Below are 16,040 nucleotides of genomic sequence, written 5' to 3'. Positions count from 1 at the left end.
TCCCTTATGATTCTAAAATTTGTAAAATAACGTTGGGTATATTAGAAAGACCGACTTGTTTTTCGACAGCACCTAATAAAAAAGCTTCTTTGGGCATTCCATAAACAACACTTGATTCTTCATCTTGTCCAACAGTTCTCCCACCAGCATCTTTTATACCTTTTAATCCGATGGCTCCATCTCTTCCCATTCCTGTTAATAAAATCGCCAAACAATTGTTACTCATTTTCCCTTGTGCAATGGAATTAAATAAAACATCGACAGAAGGGCGATGTCCACTCACTTTATCAAAGACTTCTAATTCTAAATAATACCGACCAGCCAGGCGTCGAACAAGTAGATGCTGATCCCCTGGAGCAAGATACACATGGCCAGTTTCAAGGATATCACCATGTGATGCTTCTTTGACAGGAAGTCCCGTAGTTTGATTCAGTCGTTGTGCAAACAAAGTTGTAAAATGTTCTGGCATATGTTGGACCACAACAATAGGCGGAAGATCATTCGGTAATTGGTGTAAGATAAAATCTAAGGCTTGTGTACCTCCGGTAGAAGCACCAATTGCGATCAATTTGATATTGGTTTGTTTCCCTTTGAGACCTGTCAGTTTTGAAGTGGATGTTGGTGTTATATATTGTTTCGGTTTTGTAAAGATGCCTAGTTTTTTGATTTTAAAAGTTAATTCTTCTAACATTCGCAAAAAATCAGACTCAGTACCATCTGGTTTTTTTACAAAATCCATAGCACCTCGTTGCAGAGCTTGGATGGTTGCATTGGCTCCAGTGACCGTGTATGTGCTTAACATTATCACCGGCGTGGGGAAATTGGGAATTAGCCAATCTAAAAATTCAAGGCCACTCATTCCAGGCATATCAACATCCAAACTAATCACATCTGGACGTAGCAGGGGGACCAACTTCTTTGCTTCTAAGGCATTTGCAGCCGTACCAACAACTTGTATGGTTTTGTTATTGGCAAACATTTCGGAAAGTACGTTTCTTACTACGTTTTGGTCGTCAACTATCAATAGTTTGATCATGATTCGCTTCGGTGCATTTTCTGAAAAATAGACTTAACATCTAAAATTAAACTTACGTTCCCACTACCGAGAATTGTAAAACCGTTCACTCCATTTGCTTCTTCTAAAATTCCTTGCAGTGGTTTGATGACTACATTTTGATTTCCAACAATTTCATCGACACGGATGCCTAATAATTTTTTTTCATATTCGAGAACAATCATCAAAGGATCTAAACCTTCATAAACAATCTCTTCTCTATGGTTTAAGATTTGGTTGATATCAAAAATGGGAATAAAAGTACCTCGAACATCAATTACTTTCTGATTGTCTTCCAGTGGGATTTCTTTTTTTTCTCTAAGGCTTACAAACTCTCTCAGTTCAATGGTTTGAATCGTAAAAAACTTTTTACCAATGCGAACCACGGTTCCTTCCATAATTCCAAGAGAAAGTGGAATCCTTAGAATAAAACTTGTTCCTTTCTGCAAACGGCTATGAATTTCAATTTTTCCGCCCATTTTTTCAATATTTTGACGGACAATGTCCATACCGACACCTCTACCAGAAATGTCTGTGATTGTCTCCGCTGTGGACAAACCTGGAACAAAAATTAAATTATATACTTCTTGGTCTGACAGGTGTTCGGTGTCTCCGCTAAGAATTCCTCTTTCAATTGATTTTTGGATGATTTTCTCTCGATTCAATCCGCGGCCATCATCACGGATCATGACCCATACTTCATTAACTGATTGTCTGGCACTTAGTTGGATGATACCGACTTCTGGTTTACCAGATAACATTCGTTCATCACTGGTTTCGATTCCATGATCGATCGAATTTCTAAGAATGTGAATAATGGGGTCGGCAATTAAATCAACAATGGATTTATCTATTTCGGTCTCCTCTCCACTGATGTATAATGCAACTTTTTTGTTTGCTTTTTTCTGAAGGTCACGAACCAAACGTGACATCTTTTGAAAAACACCGCTAATGGGTATCATTCTGGTGGATAAAGCAACCTCTTGCAAATCTAACACAATTTTGTGGAGGCGATTGATAGAAGAATTAAAATCTTCATTTCGAAGGGATTTGAGAAGTGGGTGTTGGGTTACATTCGATTCAGCAATCACTAATTCTCCTACTAAATCCATTAGCGCATCCAATTTTTCATTTGCTACTTTGATTTCTTTTTTCTGAATGGTTGTGGTTGTCGCAATAGGTTCCTTATCTAATTGTGTTTTTTCTGGTTTTACTATTTCTGTAGTTTTTTTCTCTGGGTTGTTTGTTTCCGCAAGATTGTGTTCGTTTGTTATTTTGGGTTCAGTTTGTGATGGATTTGGAGATTCACCGAAAATTTCAAATGCAGATTTTTTTTTCGTAACCGTTGTTTCTGTTTTTGGCTCTTCCTCAGCAAATATTTCAAAACTTTTTTTCTTTTTAGAAGTAGGAATTTCTGATTCAGTAATTTGATCTTCGGAATTCAGCTGTTTGATTTCTCGTTTTAAAACTTCAATAATCGCATCTGATTCATCGTCTAACTCTGGATTTGTTTTTGTTTCATCGACTTTATGCAGTAACCTTCGCAATTGATCACAGGTGTTGATGAGTATTTGACAAATGTCTTCATTAGGAAGTTTTTTTTCTTTGCGTAAAATATCCATCAGTGTCTCAGCTTCGTGAGATATCTTTACTAAACTTTCTAACTTTAGTAATCCCGTCGATCCTTTGAAGGTATGTACTGCACGGAACAGATTGTTGATCAGATCTTCATCATATTCACCGGATTGGTCGTTGATTTCCTCGATTGAGAGGATTGCTGATTCGCAAACTTCAATGAGTTCAAAACCTTCAGGAATGAAGTCGAGTAAGAGTTGTTCTCTTCCCATAACTTATCTCAAAATTTTTCAGTTAGGGAGTTATGTTCGATTCCCGAACCAAAACCGTTGGATGATTTATTGTTTTTCCCAAATTCGGCTGCTATGTTCTTGAGGTCACCTGGTTTGTTCGTATTATTTTTCTTTTGTTTCGCTAAAGCAATTTTTTCTTGATCAATTTTTACGAGTGTTCCCATAATTTCCATTAGGTGGCCAGATTGTTCTTTGAGCTCGTTGGATGTCGCGGCAAGTTCTTCAGAAGAGGATGCGGCAATCTGAGTGGTTTGATCCATTTGTGTCATCGCAAGTGAAATCTGATTGATACCTGAAGATTGTTCCCTTGATGCATCGGCAATAGAAGAAACAAGTTCTGCAGTTTTACTAATGCTTGGAACAATTTCTTCGATCACTTTTCCAGCTTCTTCGGCAAGCGATACACTGTTAAACGACAGTTGATTAATTTCTTGAGCGGCAACTTGGCTTCTTTCTGCGAGTTTTCTTACTTCATCTGCAACAACGGCAAATCCTTTTCCATGTTTGCCTGCACGAGCAGCTTCAATTGCTGCATTTAGTGCTAGTAAGTTGGTTTGGTAAGCAATTTCTTCGATGATTTTAATTTTAGAAGAAATATTCTTCATTGCATCTAATGTTTTGAAAACGGATTCTCTGCCTTTGGTAGTTTCCTTTGCTGATTTTGATGCAATTTCATTTGTTTCGATTGCGGCTTGTGAATTTTGAGTCACAGAAGAAGACATTTCTTCTATTGATGCAGTTGATTCTTCAATCGATGCCGCTTGTTCACTTGCCCCTTGGCTCAGCGAATAGGCCGTAGAGGAAACTTGTTCTGCGGCAGTTGAAACGGTGGTTGCAATTTCAACAGCAGAGTTCAGCGCTTTAGTGATGCTGACGATAATCCAGGCAGCGATCAAAATGGAAACAATTGCAGATACGATAAAGAGGCCTGCCATGAAAAAAAATATCGCCTGATAGTATTCATCTGTTAATTTGTTAGCTTCGTCCATATCGGCAGCAGCCATAGAAGCAATATCATCTGCAATGGCGTCAAATTTATCTGCAGCGGGACGTCCTTTCTCACTTGATATGTCTTGTGCTTGTTGGGTTAAATTTTTTAATGCTACAACTTTTACTTCTTCAAAAGCAGCTGCATAATCGTCATATGCAGCTCTTAATTCCTTAAGTTTTTCTTTATCCTTTTGATTTCCAAGTTTCTCTAAGTCTTCAATAAACCCGAAAAGTTCGCTTGAGTATTTTTTTCTTGCAGTTATCCTTTGGTTCATTAATTCCATTGTTTGGTCTAAGATTAGGTTTTTTTCGTTTCGAGCAAGCCATATGAATTTAGTTCTGATTTTCTCAGAAAGTTGTACTTTCGGTGAATAGATTAAAACTAAATCAGTCACTTTATTGTTAAATATGTTTACACTGTAAATACCTGATCCTGTACCAACACCGATAAAAAATATTAGCAAACTGAATCCGAGGATTAATTTTCCTTTGACTGTCATTGATTTTAAATTTAACATATTTTGTTCCTTCTTTTAAGATTGATTGCTAATGGCTGCATCTAAAGCGAGTTTGTCTTCGTCTTTAAGTAGTTTTTCGATATTGAGTAAAACTTTTACTTCATCACTCACCTTTGCTATTGATTTAATAAATTGGTTTCCTTGGTGTTCTCCAAATTTTGGTGCTTCTTCCATATTGTTGAGAGGAATTTTAATTACCTCTTTGACTGTATCAACAATAAGCCCAATCAACTGTTGGTTTACACTGAGAATGATCACACATGTTTTGTCATTATAACCTATTGATTGCATTCGAAAACGATCGCGAACATCAATCAGAGCAATTACCTTCCCTCGAAGGTTGATGACTCCTTTGATAAAGGTTGGCATGTCTGGAATTTCTGTAATGTTTTGCATCCCAACAATTTCTGTGATGAATTTGATTTCGATTCCATAACTTCGATCGGCAAGGGAGAAGATAAGGTAACGACCTTCTAAAGTGTCTTCATCATCATAGTCGTCGTTTTCATCCGATAGGGATTCAATTTCTAAGTTATTCATTTTCTCACCTATGTGTTAGCGAAGAATCTTATATTCAAATGTTTGTAAAGAATAAAAGTTGAATTATTCTAATTTATGGAATAATATCGAACTCTAAAGTAACAGAAACTTCGGATGATTGATCGTTATAGATATTGGAATCCAAAACATTGAAGTAAATTTTAGCATTCATATCTTCTAAAATCTTTTTCACAATTGGTAATCCAAGTCCCAATCCAAATTCTTCTTTGGAAAAACGTTCATCCACATATTTGTTTACTCGGTAGAAAGGTTGGAACAAAATGATTTCTTCTGATTTTTTGAAATCGATTTGTTGGATTGACTGATCCATCGGTGCATTTAAAATTTTAAGTGATAGTTTTTCACCAACTTTCATAAAAAGAATATAGATACTTGAACTTTCGGGGCCATATTTCATTGCGTTGATGAGGAGTTCCCTAATTGCAGTTCTTAATAATTTGAAATGCGATTGGAACTTACTATCTGCGCCAGATTGTAAATTTGAAATATGAAACTTTTGGTTTTTAATGGTAGTCATATCTGAAAGATAAGCTACCTCTTCCTGAATCATATTGCGAAAGTCTTTAAGAGTCGTTGTTTCTGTTTTTGAGGCACTGCCTTCAAATACAATTTGAGCTTCAGCCAATGTTTGTACTAATTTTTTTGTACTACTAAAGTTTTCTTCTAACAATTCATAAATGGTTGAAGGGATGATGTGATGATTCCCTTCTTTTTTTGCTTTCCTGAGTAAAGAGCCAACGGTAGTGACCAATGCACCGAGCCCTGAACCTTGCATTAAAGAAGTGTTTAGATTGGGGAGTGCTTTTTCCATCCAATCTCTGTGATTGCCCTTTCCTTCAATTTCATGTCTCCAATTGAAGATTTTAATGATTTCTTTATGTAGGTTTTCTTCATACTGGATGACGGAACGCTCTACTTCCGATAAATCTCTATCTGGTTCCTCTTCCATCTCCATTGCAGAGAATAAAACAAACTTTTCGGACTGTGTTGGAAACACACAGGGAGCTAGCTGAATGATTAATTGGAATTTAGGAAATGAATATCGCGAAACAAATGTAGTCCCTGATTCCATCACTTGGCTGAAGGATTCTTTGAGCGAAGCAAAAGATTCAGGAAGTAAGTCTTGAAATGATTTCCCAATACTTTCCTTATCAATACCCCATGGGTTTAATTTTGAAGGAATAGCCTCTAGTACATTCCCGTATTCTGAAAGAAGAACATAGTTCCCATTAGGAAGAGAGGAAAACAAGGCATTAGCAAAATCTTTAATTGTAATATATGTCGACATCCCTGCCATTTTCCCTTCTATCTCGAATTTTAAATCCGCTGCGAACGGATTGCAATTGTAACATAATTTAGAAAAAAAACAAGATATTATATGAAAAAAAGTTCCTCAATATTGAGGGAAGATACTGTGAAAACTATGTCGTATGTTCTTTGAATTTTTTAAAAAACTGTTTCTAGAGTAAAATTAATTTATTAGAATATTTATTTTTTTCTGTTTAAATGAAAGAGAGGGGACGATTGCCTTTTTAAAAATAGGTAAATAACTTTGAAGTATTAACGACGAAACTTAGGAAACATGTTAACGCAGAATACTTTTTTCGATTTGATAATTCCATTATCAATTTTTCTGTCGATTACCGATTATAAATAATTCCAGTATCAGTATCCATCGAATACCTTACTTTGTGAGGTAACACAAATATAATCATGACCGAGTGGGAATAGATTCGAAAAATTGAACTTATTCCTTCAAGTGAAAGAAGAATCAGTCGGCTGATGATAAATGTAATCAATAATTTGGTTTTAATAAATGACTATTGGTATTATTGGAATAGCGATAAATATCAATTAGAGTTAATGTAAGTAACTTTGTCGTATTTAAAACTGTTCCCTCTTGTTCAAATCTAATATTACATTCTAGAAGATAATCATTTCTGGCATTTTCGTTTTGAACCGGAACTTGAAAACTGATGTTATTGATAAGAGTTTGTCCAAACAACTCCACTTAGGAATTCTGAACCAGATGTGTTACTTAATGTGTTGGAAGTTCATTCGAAAGCTGTAATTTTAGGTTCTTCGTAGCTGCACTGTCATCATAGGAATTGATTTGTGAGCCAATTTAATACATATTTCATTCAAGTTTTTTCAATTATATAATGAGAAAGATGTATTCGTAGTAATCTTAGTCCATAAGTACAACCTCAAAGTAAAAAACTTAAATTCTGTAATATCTCTTAGGTGGATTTTTGTTTTTGACCCATTAAAAAATAAAATTCGTAACTATGAATTCACTAATTATCCTTCGTTTTCGATAAGGTATTTAACGCTTGAAATTCTCTTATAACCTGAAGTAAATTTGCGTAATTGTAGTTAGATGGTATATAAATCATGTTTGATGTCGATGCATTCGCTACAAGGAATGTTTTATTGTGAATTCAAAATAGTTTTTTTCTCCTGATTCCCGTCCTAGGACGACAATTTAGAATCAATGTAATAAGATTTCTTCATAGAAGATTATGTTCTTACTAATGGAGGATAACTTGAAGATAAATAGAATATGGAAACATAAAACAATTTCAAAACAGTTTTTGGCTTTGTTCACGTTGGTGTTTGCTGTCGTTTTGGTAAATTGTTCTGAGGGAAAAAAAGAGGATATGTCGAGTGCAATACTCGCACCACTTCTCCTCTCAACTTATGCAACAAACCTAGATTTACCGGAACCGGCATTAAACTCGGTGAATTTGACAGTTGGTGATGCTAAATTTACTAAGACAATTGGCGTTTGTAGAGGTAATTTTGGTGTAGATGATAATGTAATGATTCCTGGTAATGATTTAACTTTGCCTTCATTCTTTCTTCATAAGGTTGACTTTACTAAAACTAGCGATGTTTCAGTAACTGCTTCTGGTAACTTTTTGTTGAATGTAGATATGCCAGGTGGTGGTGGGTATGATCCCGTCACATCTTGCCCTGTTAAAATTATGGAAAACTCAAATACGATTTATGACATCCAGGTAAAGGATTGTCCTGTTGATAAAATTTTCGGCGCAGTAACACCACCGGTAAACATCATTTCGTTTCGAGTTCGATGTACGAAAGGTCTCTAAAAAATATCAGAAAGTATATCCATAAGAGAATTATGGTATAGTTGAAATTTAGTCCCGATACATCGATTCCGATGTATCGGTTATAGGGAAATATAAGGGTAGTATATTGAAAAAAAATCAAATTCTTAAGAAAAGTAGTTTTGTTTTACTTCTTGCTCTTTCAATATCCGTAAGTTGCAAAAACGAAAAGAGTTCTGACAAAGAAGGCATATTACAATATTATGCTTTGTTACTAGGTTCCAGTGCTCCGCTTACGGAAATTACTGATGCCGATTGTACAGACCCTGCACCAACATTCGCAACACTTGGCCAAGCAGGAACAACGGCTACATGTTCCAATTGTCATAACGCAGGCAACGCAAATGCTGGTTTTGATATCACTTCTTTTAATAGCACTAGAAATAGAATCACAGTTGGAAATCCGAGGGCAAGTTTATTATTTAATAAAATCAATTCAGGATCCATGCGAATTTATAATACGAATGCAATCAATAAAGCAATCTATTGTTGGACACTAAAAGGTGGGAACCCCTGAATCTCTTTCATAAGAAGATTTTTTTTCTTCTTCTTTTTTTTTGGATATTAACAACCAATTTATTTGCAGACACAAAAACCAAATCTCTGGTGGTGAAAGTTGCTAAGATTCACTTTTTAAGTGAGGCACCACAAGAAACGATTCGAGGAAACATAACAAATGTTTCCGGGTCTGCAAATATGGTTTCAAAGAAGGTATCCATTCAAATCGAGATGAAGAACATAAATGTTCCGAATCGATTGATGAATCGTCACATGCATGAGAATTATCTCGAAACGGAAAAATATCCAACTACAACCTTTATGGGAGTGATGAGACGGTGGGATAGGAAATCTAAAATTGTGGAAATTGAAGGGGATCTCACTCTACACGGAGTCACTAAAAAGAATTTTAAGATCCAAGGGAGTATCGAAGAAGGTGAAAAAGAATTTTTAATCCGGTCGAATTTCGATATTCATCTAACGGACTTTAAAATCGATGTTCCTAAGTTGGTCATCTTAAAACTAAACGAAACGATCCAAATCGAATCGGAAATTTTATGGACATACCAAGAATGAATCAACTTTTTTATCGTTTTATTCTCTCACTCATTATACTAATGTTAGTCTCCCCCATTGACTCCCAAGAATTTAGAAAAACTGCTTTTTTAGGTACTAGTTTGATTCATATGCCGAGTACGGAAGACGTTGGCAAAAACGGAATTGATTTCCGATTCAATCACCGCTTTGGTGACGCAAAATCCACTTCTTATGATTTTTTTGGTTTGGACCAAGGTGCCAATACGCAACTATCATTGGATTATGGAATCACTGATCGTATTTCAGTTGGCCTTGCAAGAACCTCATTTCAAAAAACATATGAAGCGAGATCTAAGGTTCGTTTGTTGACCCAAGATACCGATTTTCCTTTGACGATCAGTTTTTTTGGTGCGTTTGGCCAAGAAACTTCCAAACAAGAACAATTTTTTGGTCCCTACCTTCGGCCTTCGACAGGGATTCCCACTTTGGATTCCAATCTTGAAAAACGATTAAACACTTATGAGTTGAGTTTAACAGATCGACAGAGCACTCTTTCTTCTATTTTGATTTCTAGAAGATTCAATGACTTTCTTTCGATTCAGGTATCTCCTATGTTTGTTCACAGAAATTACGTAAAAGAACATCTGTCTAACGATAGAACAGGTTTGGATGTATCTTTTCGCCTACATCTCTTTAAGAGAGTGGACTTTACATTTGCTGCAATCTTTACTCCCAAAAGAGATTACATTGGAGAATCATATGAAAGTGAAGATCTAAAAACAAAGATTGGTGGTGTGGAATATTCCGTATCAGAAGTGAATGATTTGATCGCAAGGGGAAGGGCCGTGGATGCTTTTGTAAACAACGTATTGTTATCGAAACCGGTAGAATATACATCTGTACCATTCAGTACGGGAATCGATTTTGAAACGGGTGGGCATGTCTTTCAGTTTTTTGTGACCAACAGTCGTTCCCTTGCTCACACCCAACTCCTGCGTGGTGCTGATTACAACTACGATAAAAAAGAATGGACAATCGGTTTTAACATTCACCGGTATTTTTCTTTGTAATACAAGTCAATGCAACATCGGAAAAAACACCATTGGAGATTTACTTCGATAGGTTCTTATTCCAATGATCTAATTGGTTATTCTAACCTAGCACGATCCGTAAAAAGAGTAGTATTTAAATTTCCGTTTTCGTCTTCTATCCAAATAATACTTTGTAATAAGACACAAGTATGTTCATTCACTTGAGGACTAAGCATTGATGAAACAGAAACAAATCCTTCGGGTAATGGAAGACCATTCCCTGGATCCCAAAGGTATTCAAAAGCATCAAAACCTAACATTGCTCCTGTAGTATGTGCATATCCTTCGATAGTTATATTAGCAAAAGTAATACCATCTCCATGTTTGTAATTTGCTTTAAAATTCCATTGTCCAGCTACATTCGTAACTTCGATACAATGTCCGTTACAATCTCCAAGGGTAGTAGGAGCAAGTGGAGCACCTAGGCAATCCCGATTGTGACTAAAATTGATTTCTTTCGAAGAGGAACCAAATTCATTCCTTGCTACAAGAATTAGTTTTTGTTTTTGATTGGAACGATGGATAAAACTAAACCAAACAGTTCCTCCCAGATTTGGATTGGCAGGAGTGAATGTTTTAAAATTTGTTGCATTCACAACGGTTCCATCAGGCTCCAATCTCAAATTTCGTTTTCCGATATAGGCAGTAATCGTTGTTTGGTCATGGACTGGTAGTTGGAAACTAATGTTATTAATTAAAATTTTACCATAAATTCCATATTGGTCTTCTGCTAACGGTGCATTGTTCACTTGCGTTTGAGGGTCATTCAATATCGGAGCATTCAGGGGTTGGCCAGGATTGGCAGGTGGACCCACAACTGGTGGGATGGGAGGTAACAATCCTCCCTCTGACTGACCATTGTCAGAGTTTGATGAGATTTGATTTCCAGATGCCAAACCCAATAAACCAAGGGTATTGGTTTTGTCTGGTTTTGTTTCTTCCTTTGCGCAATTGAGAAACAATAATGAAAGAAAAAGTATAAAGTAGAAAAATGTTAAATAAAACATTCGTTCTAACGATTTATTTTTTTGAAAGGGGAATGAACTGCTAACCAGATCTTTTGCCTTAAACATGGGCGAGTCTCCTGAACCAAATGAATGAGTTATATTAATAATTTATACAATTCTAATCTGTTTTGGAGTTTCTGTCTTCCTGGGACGGGAATCAGGAGAGGAATTTCAATTTTTTTAATAATTGAAATTTCATATAATTTTAAAAAGCAGGTTATGTTGTAAGAAAATAACCTACATCAAAGGTTTTGTAAGTTTAGCTCTTGTTATAAGGTTTCTGTTATAGACGTTTTTTGTCTGAATTCTGATGCAGTAATTTTTAGTTCTTTTTTGAATGCTTCGTAAAAACTGGAAAGTGATTTGTAACCCACTTCAAAACCAATTTCACTCACATTTTTCTCTGGATATTTGAGTAAAAGATCTTTCGCCTCTTTGATCCGATAACTGTGGAGAAAAGAGTTAAAAGTTGTTTGTTTTTTACCATTTAAAAATTCAGATAGTTGCCTTGGGTGTAACTCCAGTTCTTCGGCGAGAACTTCGAGAGATAAATCTTCATTCAGATAAATTTTTTCAATTTCCATTAAATGAGAAAGTCGATTTTCAACTTGTTCCAAATCCACTTGCAACAAACGGGACTTTGCATATTTTTGTTGGTCGCTTCCTCTTTGGTAGGTGCTTGCAAAAAGAGAATGTCTTTCTAGTGCCAAACGCAATCGATCTTCTGAAATGGGTTTGGGGATAAAGTCGATGACACCATATTCAAAAGCTCTAATTGCGTTGTCAGTATTGGCAGAGACTACAATGGTATTCGTAAAAAGAGTAGGAATCCTTTCCAGAATATCAAAGCCGTCGAAACCAAAGATATTGAGATCTAAAAATAGAAGATTGGTTGGCGATCGTTTTAATTCTTGGTCTGCTTCATCAATGGAAGTCACATGTTTGATTTCGATGGAAGAAGATTCCAGTATGATATGCAATAATTTGGTTAAAAATTTTGCGTGAACGGATTCGTCTTCTAATATCAATATTTTCATTTTAGTGAATCTGAATTTGGATGAGAACTCGATATCCTTTTTTAGACTTTCCATGTTGTAACGACCACTTGCCCGAATAGGATTCCTCCAATCGGAGCCGAACATATTCTAAACCAGTTCCAGATCCACTCTTTGAAACTTCTGGTTCATTGGACTTACAGTGGTTATACACAATAAAACAATAGACGGAAAAAAATTTCTCTTCTTTTTTGATGTTTTTTTTAAGGATAATAAAGCTCAATTTCGCCTTGATTGAATCTTCATGAGTAAATGCATTTTCAATGAGTGTGTGGAAAATAAGAGGAGGGAATTCTTCTTTTGGATCGATTCCGAAAGTTCTAAACCGATATTCTTTTTCTGTACGTAATTTCATGACACCAATATGGTACTTGCATAATTTGATTTCTTCACCAATGGGAATCAATTGTTTGGAAGCAACTTTTAAGATGATACGGAGCTCTCCCACAAGAGAATCTAAAATTTCGGCAGATTTTTCTGGACTTTCGGATACCCAATAGCGAATTGCAGACAGTGAATTCATTAGAAAATGAGGTTGGATCGTTTTTTTATACAACTCCAATTCCATTCGTTTTGAAAGGATATTAGCACGATAAATGTTTTCTTTTAATGAAACAGTTTGTTCCAATTCAAGTTTTTGTTTTTCAACTGTCGTATATAGCTTCGAATATTTTTTTGATAAGAAAAATGATTGAGAGAAAAATAAAACGAATGTTCCTAGCGGACCATAAACCTCGGTTTTAATGATGTTTTTTTCAAATAGGATATCATTTAAGGCAGTGATAAATAAAAAAAGGAACCCCAATAAAAAACCGGCTGCATTTTCTCTTTTGTTGATAACGGCCTTTGATAAAATCCAGATTACGTAAATACAACAAAATAACATCGTGATTTCAGCCGGAAATAAAGTTTCCTCAATCCACGTTGATTCGGAAAATAAAACAAATAAAGAGAATGAGAAAAATATAAACTGAAATATATAGTTCGGTTTATTCCCGATTTCGTTTGGGAAAACTTTGCCAATAAAACTTAAGAAAAATGGAAAAGTTAAATAAACTGAAAGAAAAAAAATCTTAATCAACCATCTCCATTCAAAATCGGGGAATAATATGAGTAAAAAAAATTCTCCACTCGTGAATTTATAAACCATACTTACAAATGAATATAATGAAAAATACAGTAGGCTTTGGTCATTTTTCTTCAAAAGGTAAAGCGTAAAATGGTAGAGAGAGATTACAAATAAACTTGCAATTAAAAAAATATCCAAGGCCAAACGAACTTGTTTTGTCCTTATCATTGATTCTTGAGTCCCAAATTCTATACTTTGTCTAAAACCAGCGTTTAATGATTTATAATTTGCAACCTGAAGAATAATTTCTATTTCCTCAGAAGTAGGTGTAAAAAAAACAATTTTGGGTAACCAATACTCCCTAGTTTCTATTTCAGAGGATCCTACAGTCCCATTTTCAGAAATTAGAACATCATTTAAATACATTCGATAGGTGGTGAATGCATGCGGGATATAAAACGAAAATTGACCATGGATAAATGATTTTGGTAAAGTTAGGTGGAGATGGAATGTACTGTAGGATTGTGGTGAATAAACTTTGCCTTCCCGTTTGATTTCATTCCAAAATCCGGGGAGAATTAAAGTATCCTTTTCTAATGTTAATTTGTTTTTTTTTATTTCTTCTGCGTTCAGAAGTTTTTGATAATAAAAATCCCATTCACCATCTAATTTAATGAAAGTATGGTTTTGAAAAATGCCTTCAGTTATGAGCATCTTTCCCGCTTTCGCTTTAGGTAAACTGTTGTCAGTTGCGTTACTTTGGCATGAAATAAGAAGAAAAATCACAAAAAGTTTTTGTGTGTGGTCAATCACTCTACGGGAAATCCTTGGGTTGAGATAGAAAATTTTCAATCGTGATTGAATTAAGAAATTTAACAAACCGAAAACACTCCTGATTCCCGTCCCCGGAAGACAGACTTCATCTTTTGGACTAAATTGTTAATTATGTTTATCTTTGTTAAGAAACAATCCAATATTGTAAATATATTATTTAGTTTCTTTTTTGTACTTTCTACTTTACGATGTACACCGACCAAATTAAACGGAGCTTGTGATCCAGAAAGTGAGAACTTTCTGTTTTCCGCATTATTAGAGTTTGGCTCTACGGATGGGGCTTTTTTATGCCCTTTATTTTCAGGTTTAAATCCTCTTCGATTGGATTATGGAACAGATTTCCTTGTGATTAAACAAGGTGAACCAATCGGAAACTTAAAACCGTTTGTATCTGAACCAATTGATCATTGTGAATCAACTCCTCCTTTACCTCCTGGAATCATTTTGAATGATATAAATTGTGAGATTTCGGGTACTTCTACTGTGGGATTGAATGCAACTAAATATTTGATCACAGCAAAAAATCAAAATAAACAAATCTCAACTTCTTTGGTGATTAAATCGTTGTTTGTACCAAAATTTGTTTTTGTTGCGAATGTTGGGTCGAATCTGATCAATTCATATACGATTGATACAACTACTGGAGCGCTTAATGCTTCTGGCTTTGTTGCTGCAGGAGGGGGACCTGAATCAATGGCGATCAGTCCCAATCAAAAATATCTAACAATCGCTAATCGAAATACAAACAACATCAGTCATTTTTCAATCAACCAAACTAATGGGAATTTGAATTTGATTGAAACAGTTTCAAGTGGAGGTAATACTCCTATTTCGGTAAATTACCATCCTACGAAAGACTTAATTTATATACGAAATTCAGATAATTTTTCAACTTTTTCTTTAAATCCACCTACCGGAAATTTAATTTTGATCAATACCGTTCCTACACCTTATGCTAGTTCATATATTCTAGTAGATCATTTCGGAAATTTTCTATACGAAACTTTTTATAATGGGAATTTGATAGGGGCTTATCGAATTGATATGGTTACGGGACTTCTTAGTCCAAACCCGATCCAGAATATCCCTACTGATATCCGTCCCAAAAAAATGGCATTTCATGCAAATGGAAAAACATTATACGTTTCTTATGACACTAGTAATAATATCTCTACCTTTCAAATTGATACGAATACTGGTTATATGAGCTCTGTTTTTCCTCAAATTCCTTCCACTGGAGTTGTTTCTGGCTCTATTGCTACAGATCCTTTGGGGCGTTTTTTATACATGACAAACAGAGATACGAATACTATTTCTATGTATGCAACGAGCCCCTTGACCGGAGAGTTGTTTCCTTTGTCTCCAAACACAGTTGCTACAGGAAATGAACCTTTGGGAATCACAGTAGATCCCTCTGGAAAATTTTTGTACAATACAAATATGGCAGTTGGTACGGCTGGGATATTTTTAATCAATCAATCTAATGGAATTTTAACTCCTAACGGAAACGTAGGAACCAGTACAAGTCCGGCTGTGATTTTAACCGCAGGGACCAATCCATAATGTAAACTTACATATCGATTCGACAAACTTCCGTCAGTTGTAGTACATAAGAATCTATCTCAGGATATTTTTTACAGTTTTGTATTGTATGTGGCTGATTGTGCTATGCGGAAATGCCTTACTTTGGGTTTATAACCAATCTCTGGTATAAACTAGGTTTAATCAGGACCTTCGACTCCTGATTCCCGTCCCCGGACGACAAACTCAATCATTTGGATTAGTATACACACTAAGGATTTTCGTAGTGAAGGATCAATTCAATAT

At 35.3% G+C, this 16,040-nt stretch carries 13 protein-coding genes; 5 read left to right on the top strand and 8 right to left on the bottom strand.

Annotated elements, in window-relative coordinates:
• Positions 1 to 4: 4 nt before the first annotated feature.
• The 5 genes from CLV96_RS17470 to CLV96_RS17450 form a co-directional block, all read right to left on the bottom strand.
• Entirely contained in the window at positions 5 to 1,036 is a 1,032-nt protein-coding gene (locus CLV96_RS17470; RefSeq protein WP_040917076.1) for a protein-glutamate methylesterase/protein-glutamine glutaminase, read from the bottom strand.
• Positions 1,033 to 2,901 (bottom strand): chemotaxis protein CheA, encoded by a 1,869-nt coding sequence (locus CLV96_RS17465; RefSeq protein WP_004786423.1) that lies wholly within the window; start codon positions 2,899 to 2,901, stop codon positions 1,033 to 1,035. Before CLV96_RS17465 ends, CLV96_RS17470 begins: the two co-directional genes overlap by 4 nt.
• Positions 2,902 to 2,909: 8 nt before the next feature.
• On the bottom strand, positions 2,910 to 4,430 hold the full coding sequence (locus CLV96_RS20115; protein ID WP_004786716.1) for a HAMP domain-containing methyl-accepting chemotaxis protein: 1,521 nt from the start codon (positions 4,428 to 4,430) through the stop codon (positions 2,910 to 2,912).
• Between the two features lie 15 nt (positions 4,431 to 4,445).
• The gene (locus CLV96_RS17455) at positions 4,446 to 4,970 is read right to left on the bottom strand and encodes a chemotaxis protein CheW (protein ID WP_004787519.1); all 525 of its coding nucleotides are present in this window, start codon (positions 4,968 to 4,970) and stop codon (positions 4,446 to 4,448) included.
• A gap of 73 nt (positions 4,971 to 5,043) precedes the next feature.
• On the bottom strand, positions 5,044 to 6,279 hold the full coding sequence (locus tag CLV96_RS17450; protein ID WP_004786731.1) for an ATP-binding protein: 1,236 nt from the start codon (positions 6,277 to 6,279) through the stop codon (positions 5,044 to 5,046).
• 1,372 nt (positions 6,280 to 7,651) lie between these two features.
• Between CLV96_RS17450 and CLV96_RS17445 the strand changes: the two genes are divergently transcribed.
• From CLV96_RS17445 to CLV96_RS17430, 4 genes are all read left to right on the top strand, one after another.
• Positions 7,652 to 8,104 carry a hypothetical protein gene (locus tag CLV96_RS17445; RefSeq protein ID WP_243836538.1) on the top strand — a complete coding sequence of 151 codons (453 nt, stop codon included), beginning with the start codon at positions 7,652 to 7,654 and terminating at the stop codon, positions 8,102 to 8,104.
• Between the two features lie 106 nt (positions 8,105 to 8,210).
• Complete coding sequence (locus CLV96_RS17440; protein WP_004785007.1) at positions 8,211 to 8,639, top strand: LIC11213 family lipoprotein; 429 nt, start codon at positions 8,211 to 8,213, stop codon at positions 8,637 to 8,639.
• On the top strand, positions 8,609 to 9,196 hold the full coding sequence (locus tag CLV96_RS17435; protein WP_081581528.1) for a YceI family protein: 588 nt from the start codon (positions 8,609 to 8,611) through the stop codon (positions 9,194 to 9,196). The genes CLV96_RS17440 and CLV96_RS17435 overlap by 31 nt, the downstream gene beginning before the upstream one ends.
• 41 nt (positions 9,197 to 9,237) lie before the next feature.
• On the top strand, positions 9,238 to 10,227 hold the full coding sequence (locus CLV96_RS17430; protein WP_420813725.1) for a DUF5777 family beta-barrel protein: 990 nt from the start codon (positions 9,238 to 9,240) through the stop codon (positions 10,225 to 10,227).
• A 77-nt stretch (positions 10,228 to 10,304) separates the two neighbouring features.
• Here the strand turns inward: CLV96_RS17430 and CLV96_RS17425 are convergent, their stop codons facing one another.
• The 3 genes from CLV96_RS17425 to CLV96_RS17415 form a co-directional block, all read right to left on the bottom strand.
• On the bottom strand, positions 10,305 to 11,321 hold the full coding sequence (locus CLV96_RS17425) for a hypothetical protein (RefSeq protein WP_004786003.1): 1,017 nt from the start codon (positions 11,319 to 11,321) through the stop codon (positions 10,305 to 10,307).
• Between the two features lie 203 nt (positions 11,322 to 11,524).
• On the bottom strand, positions 11,525 to 12,292 hold the full coding sequence (locus tag CLV96_RS17420) for a response regulator transcription factor (protein ID WP_004786916.1): 768 nt from the start codon (positions 12,290 to 12,292) through the stop codon (positions 11,525 to 11,527).
• A 1-nt stretch (position 12,293) separates the two neighbouring features.
• A complete protein-coding gene (locus CLV96_RS17415) occupies positions 12,294 to 14,192 on the bottom strand; it encodes a sensor histidine kinase (protein ID WP_004787635.1) in 1,899 nt (632 codons plus the stop codon).
• 132 nt (positions 14,193 to 14,324) lie between these two features.
• Here CLV96_RS17415 and CLV96_RS17410 point away from each other — a divergent pair, with 132 nt between their 5' ends.
• Complete coding sequence (locus tag CLV96_RS17410) at positions 14,325 to 15,776, top strand: lactonase family protein (RefSeq protein WP_004784364.1); 1,452 nt, start codon at positions 14,325 to 14,327, stop codon at positions 15,774 to 15,776.
• Positions 15,777 to 16,040: the final 264 nt, after the last annotated feature.

The sequence above is a fragment of the Leptospira meyeri genome, assembly GCF_004368965.1.
GTDB classification, from domain to species: domain Bacteria; phylum Spirochaetota; class Leptospiria; order Leptospirales; family Leptospiraceae; genus Leptospira_A; species Leptospira_A meyeri.
The sequence above is the reverse complement of the archived record's forward strand: the minus strand, read 5'-3'. Positions and strand labels throughout refer to the sequence as shown.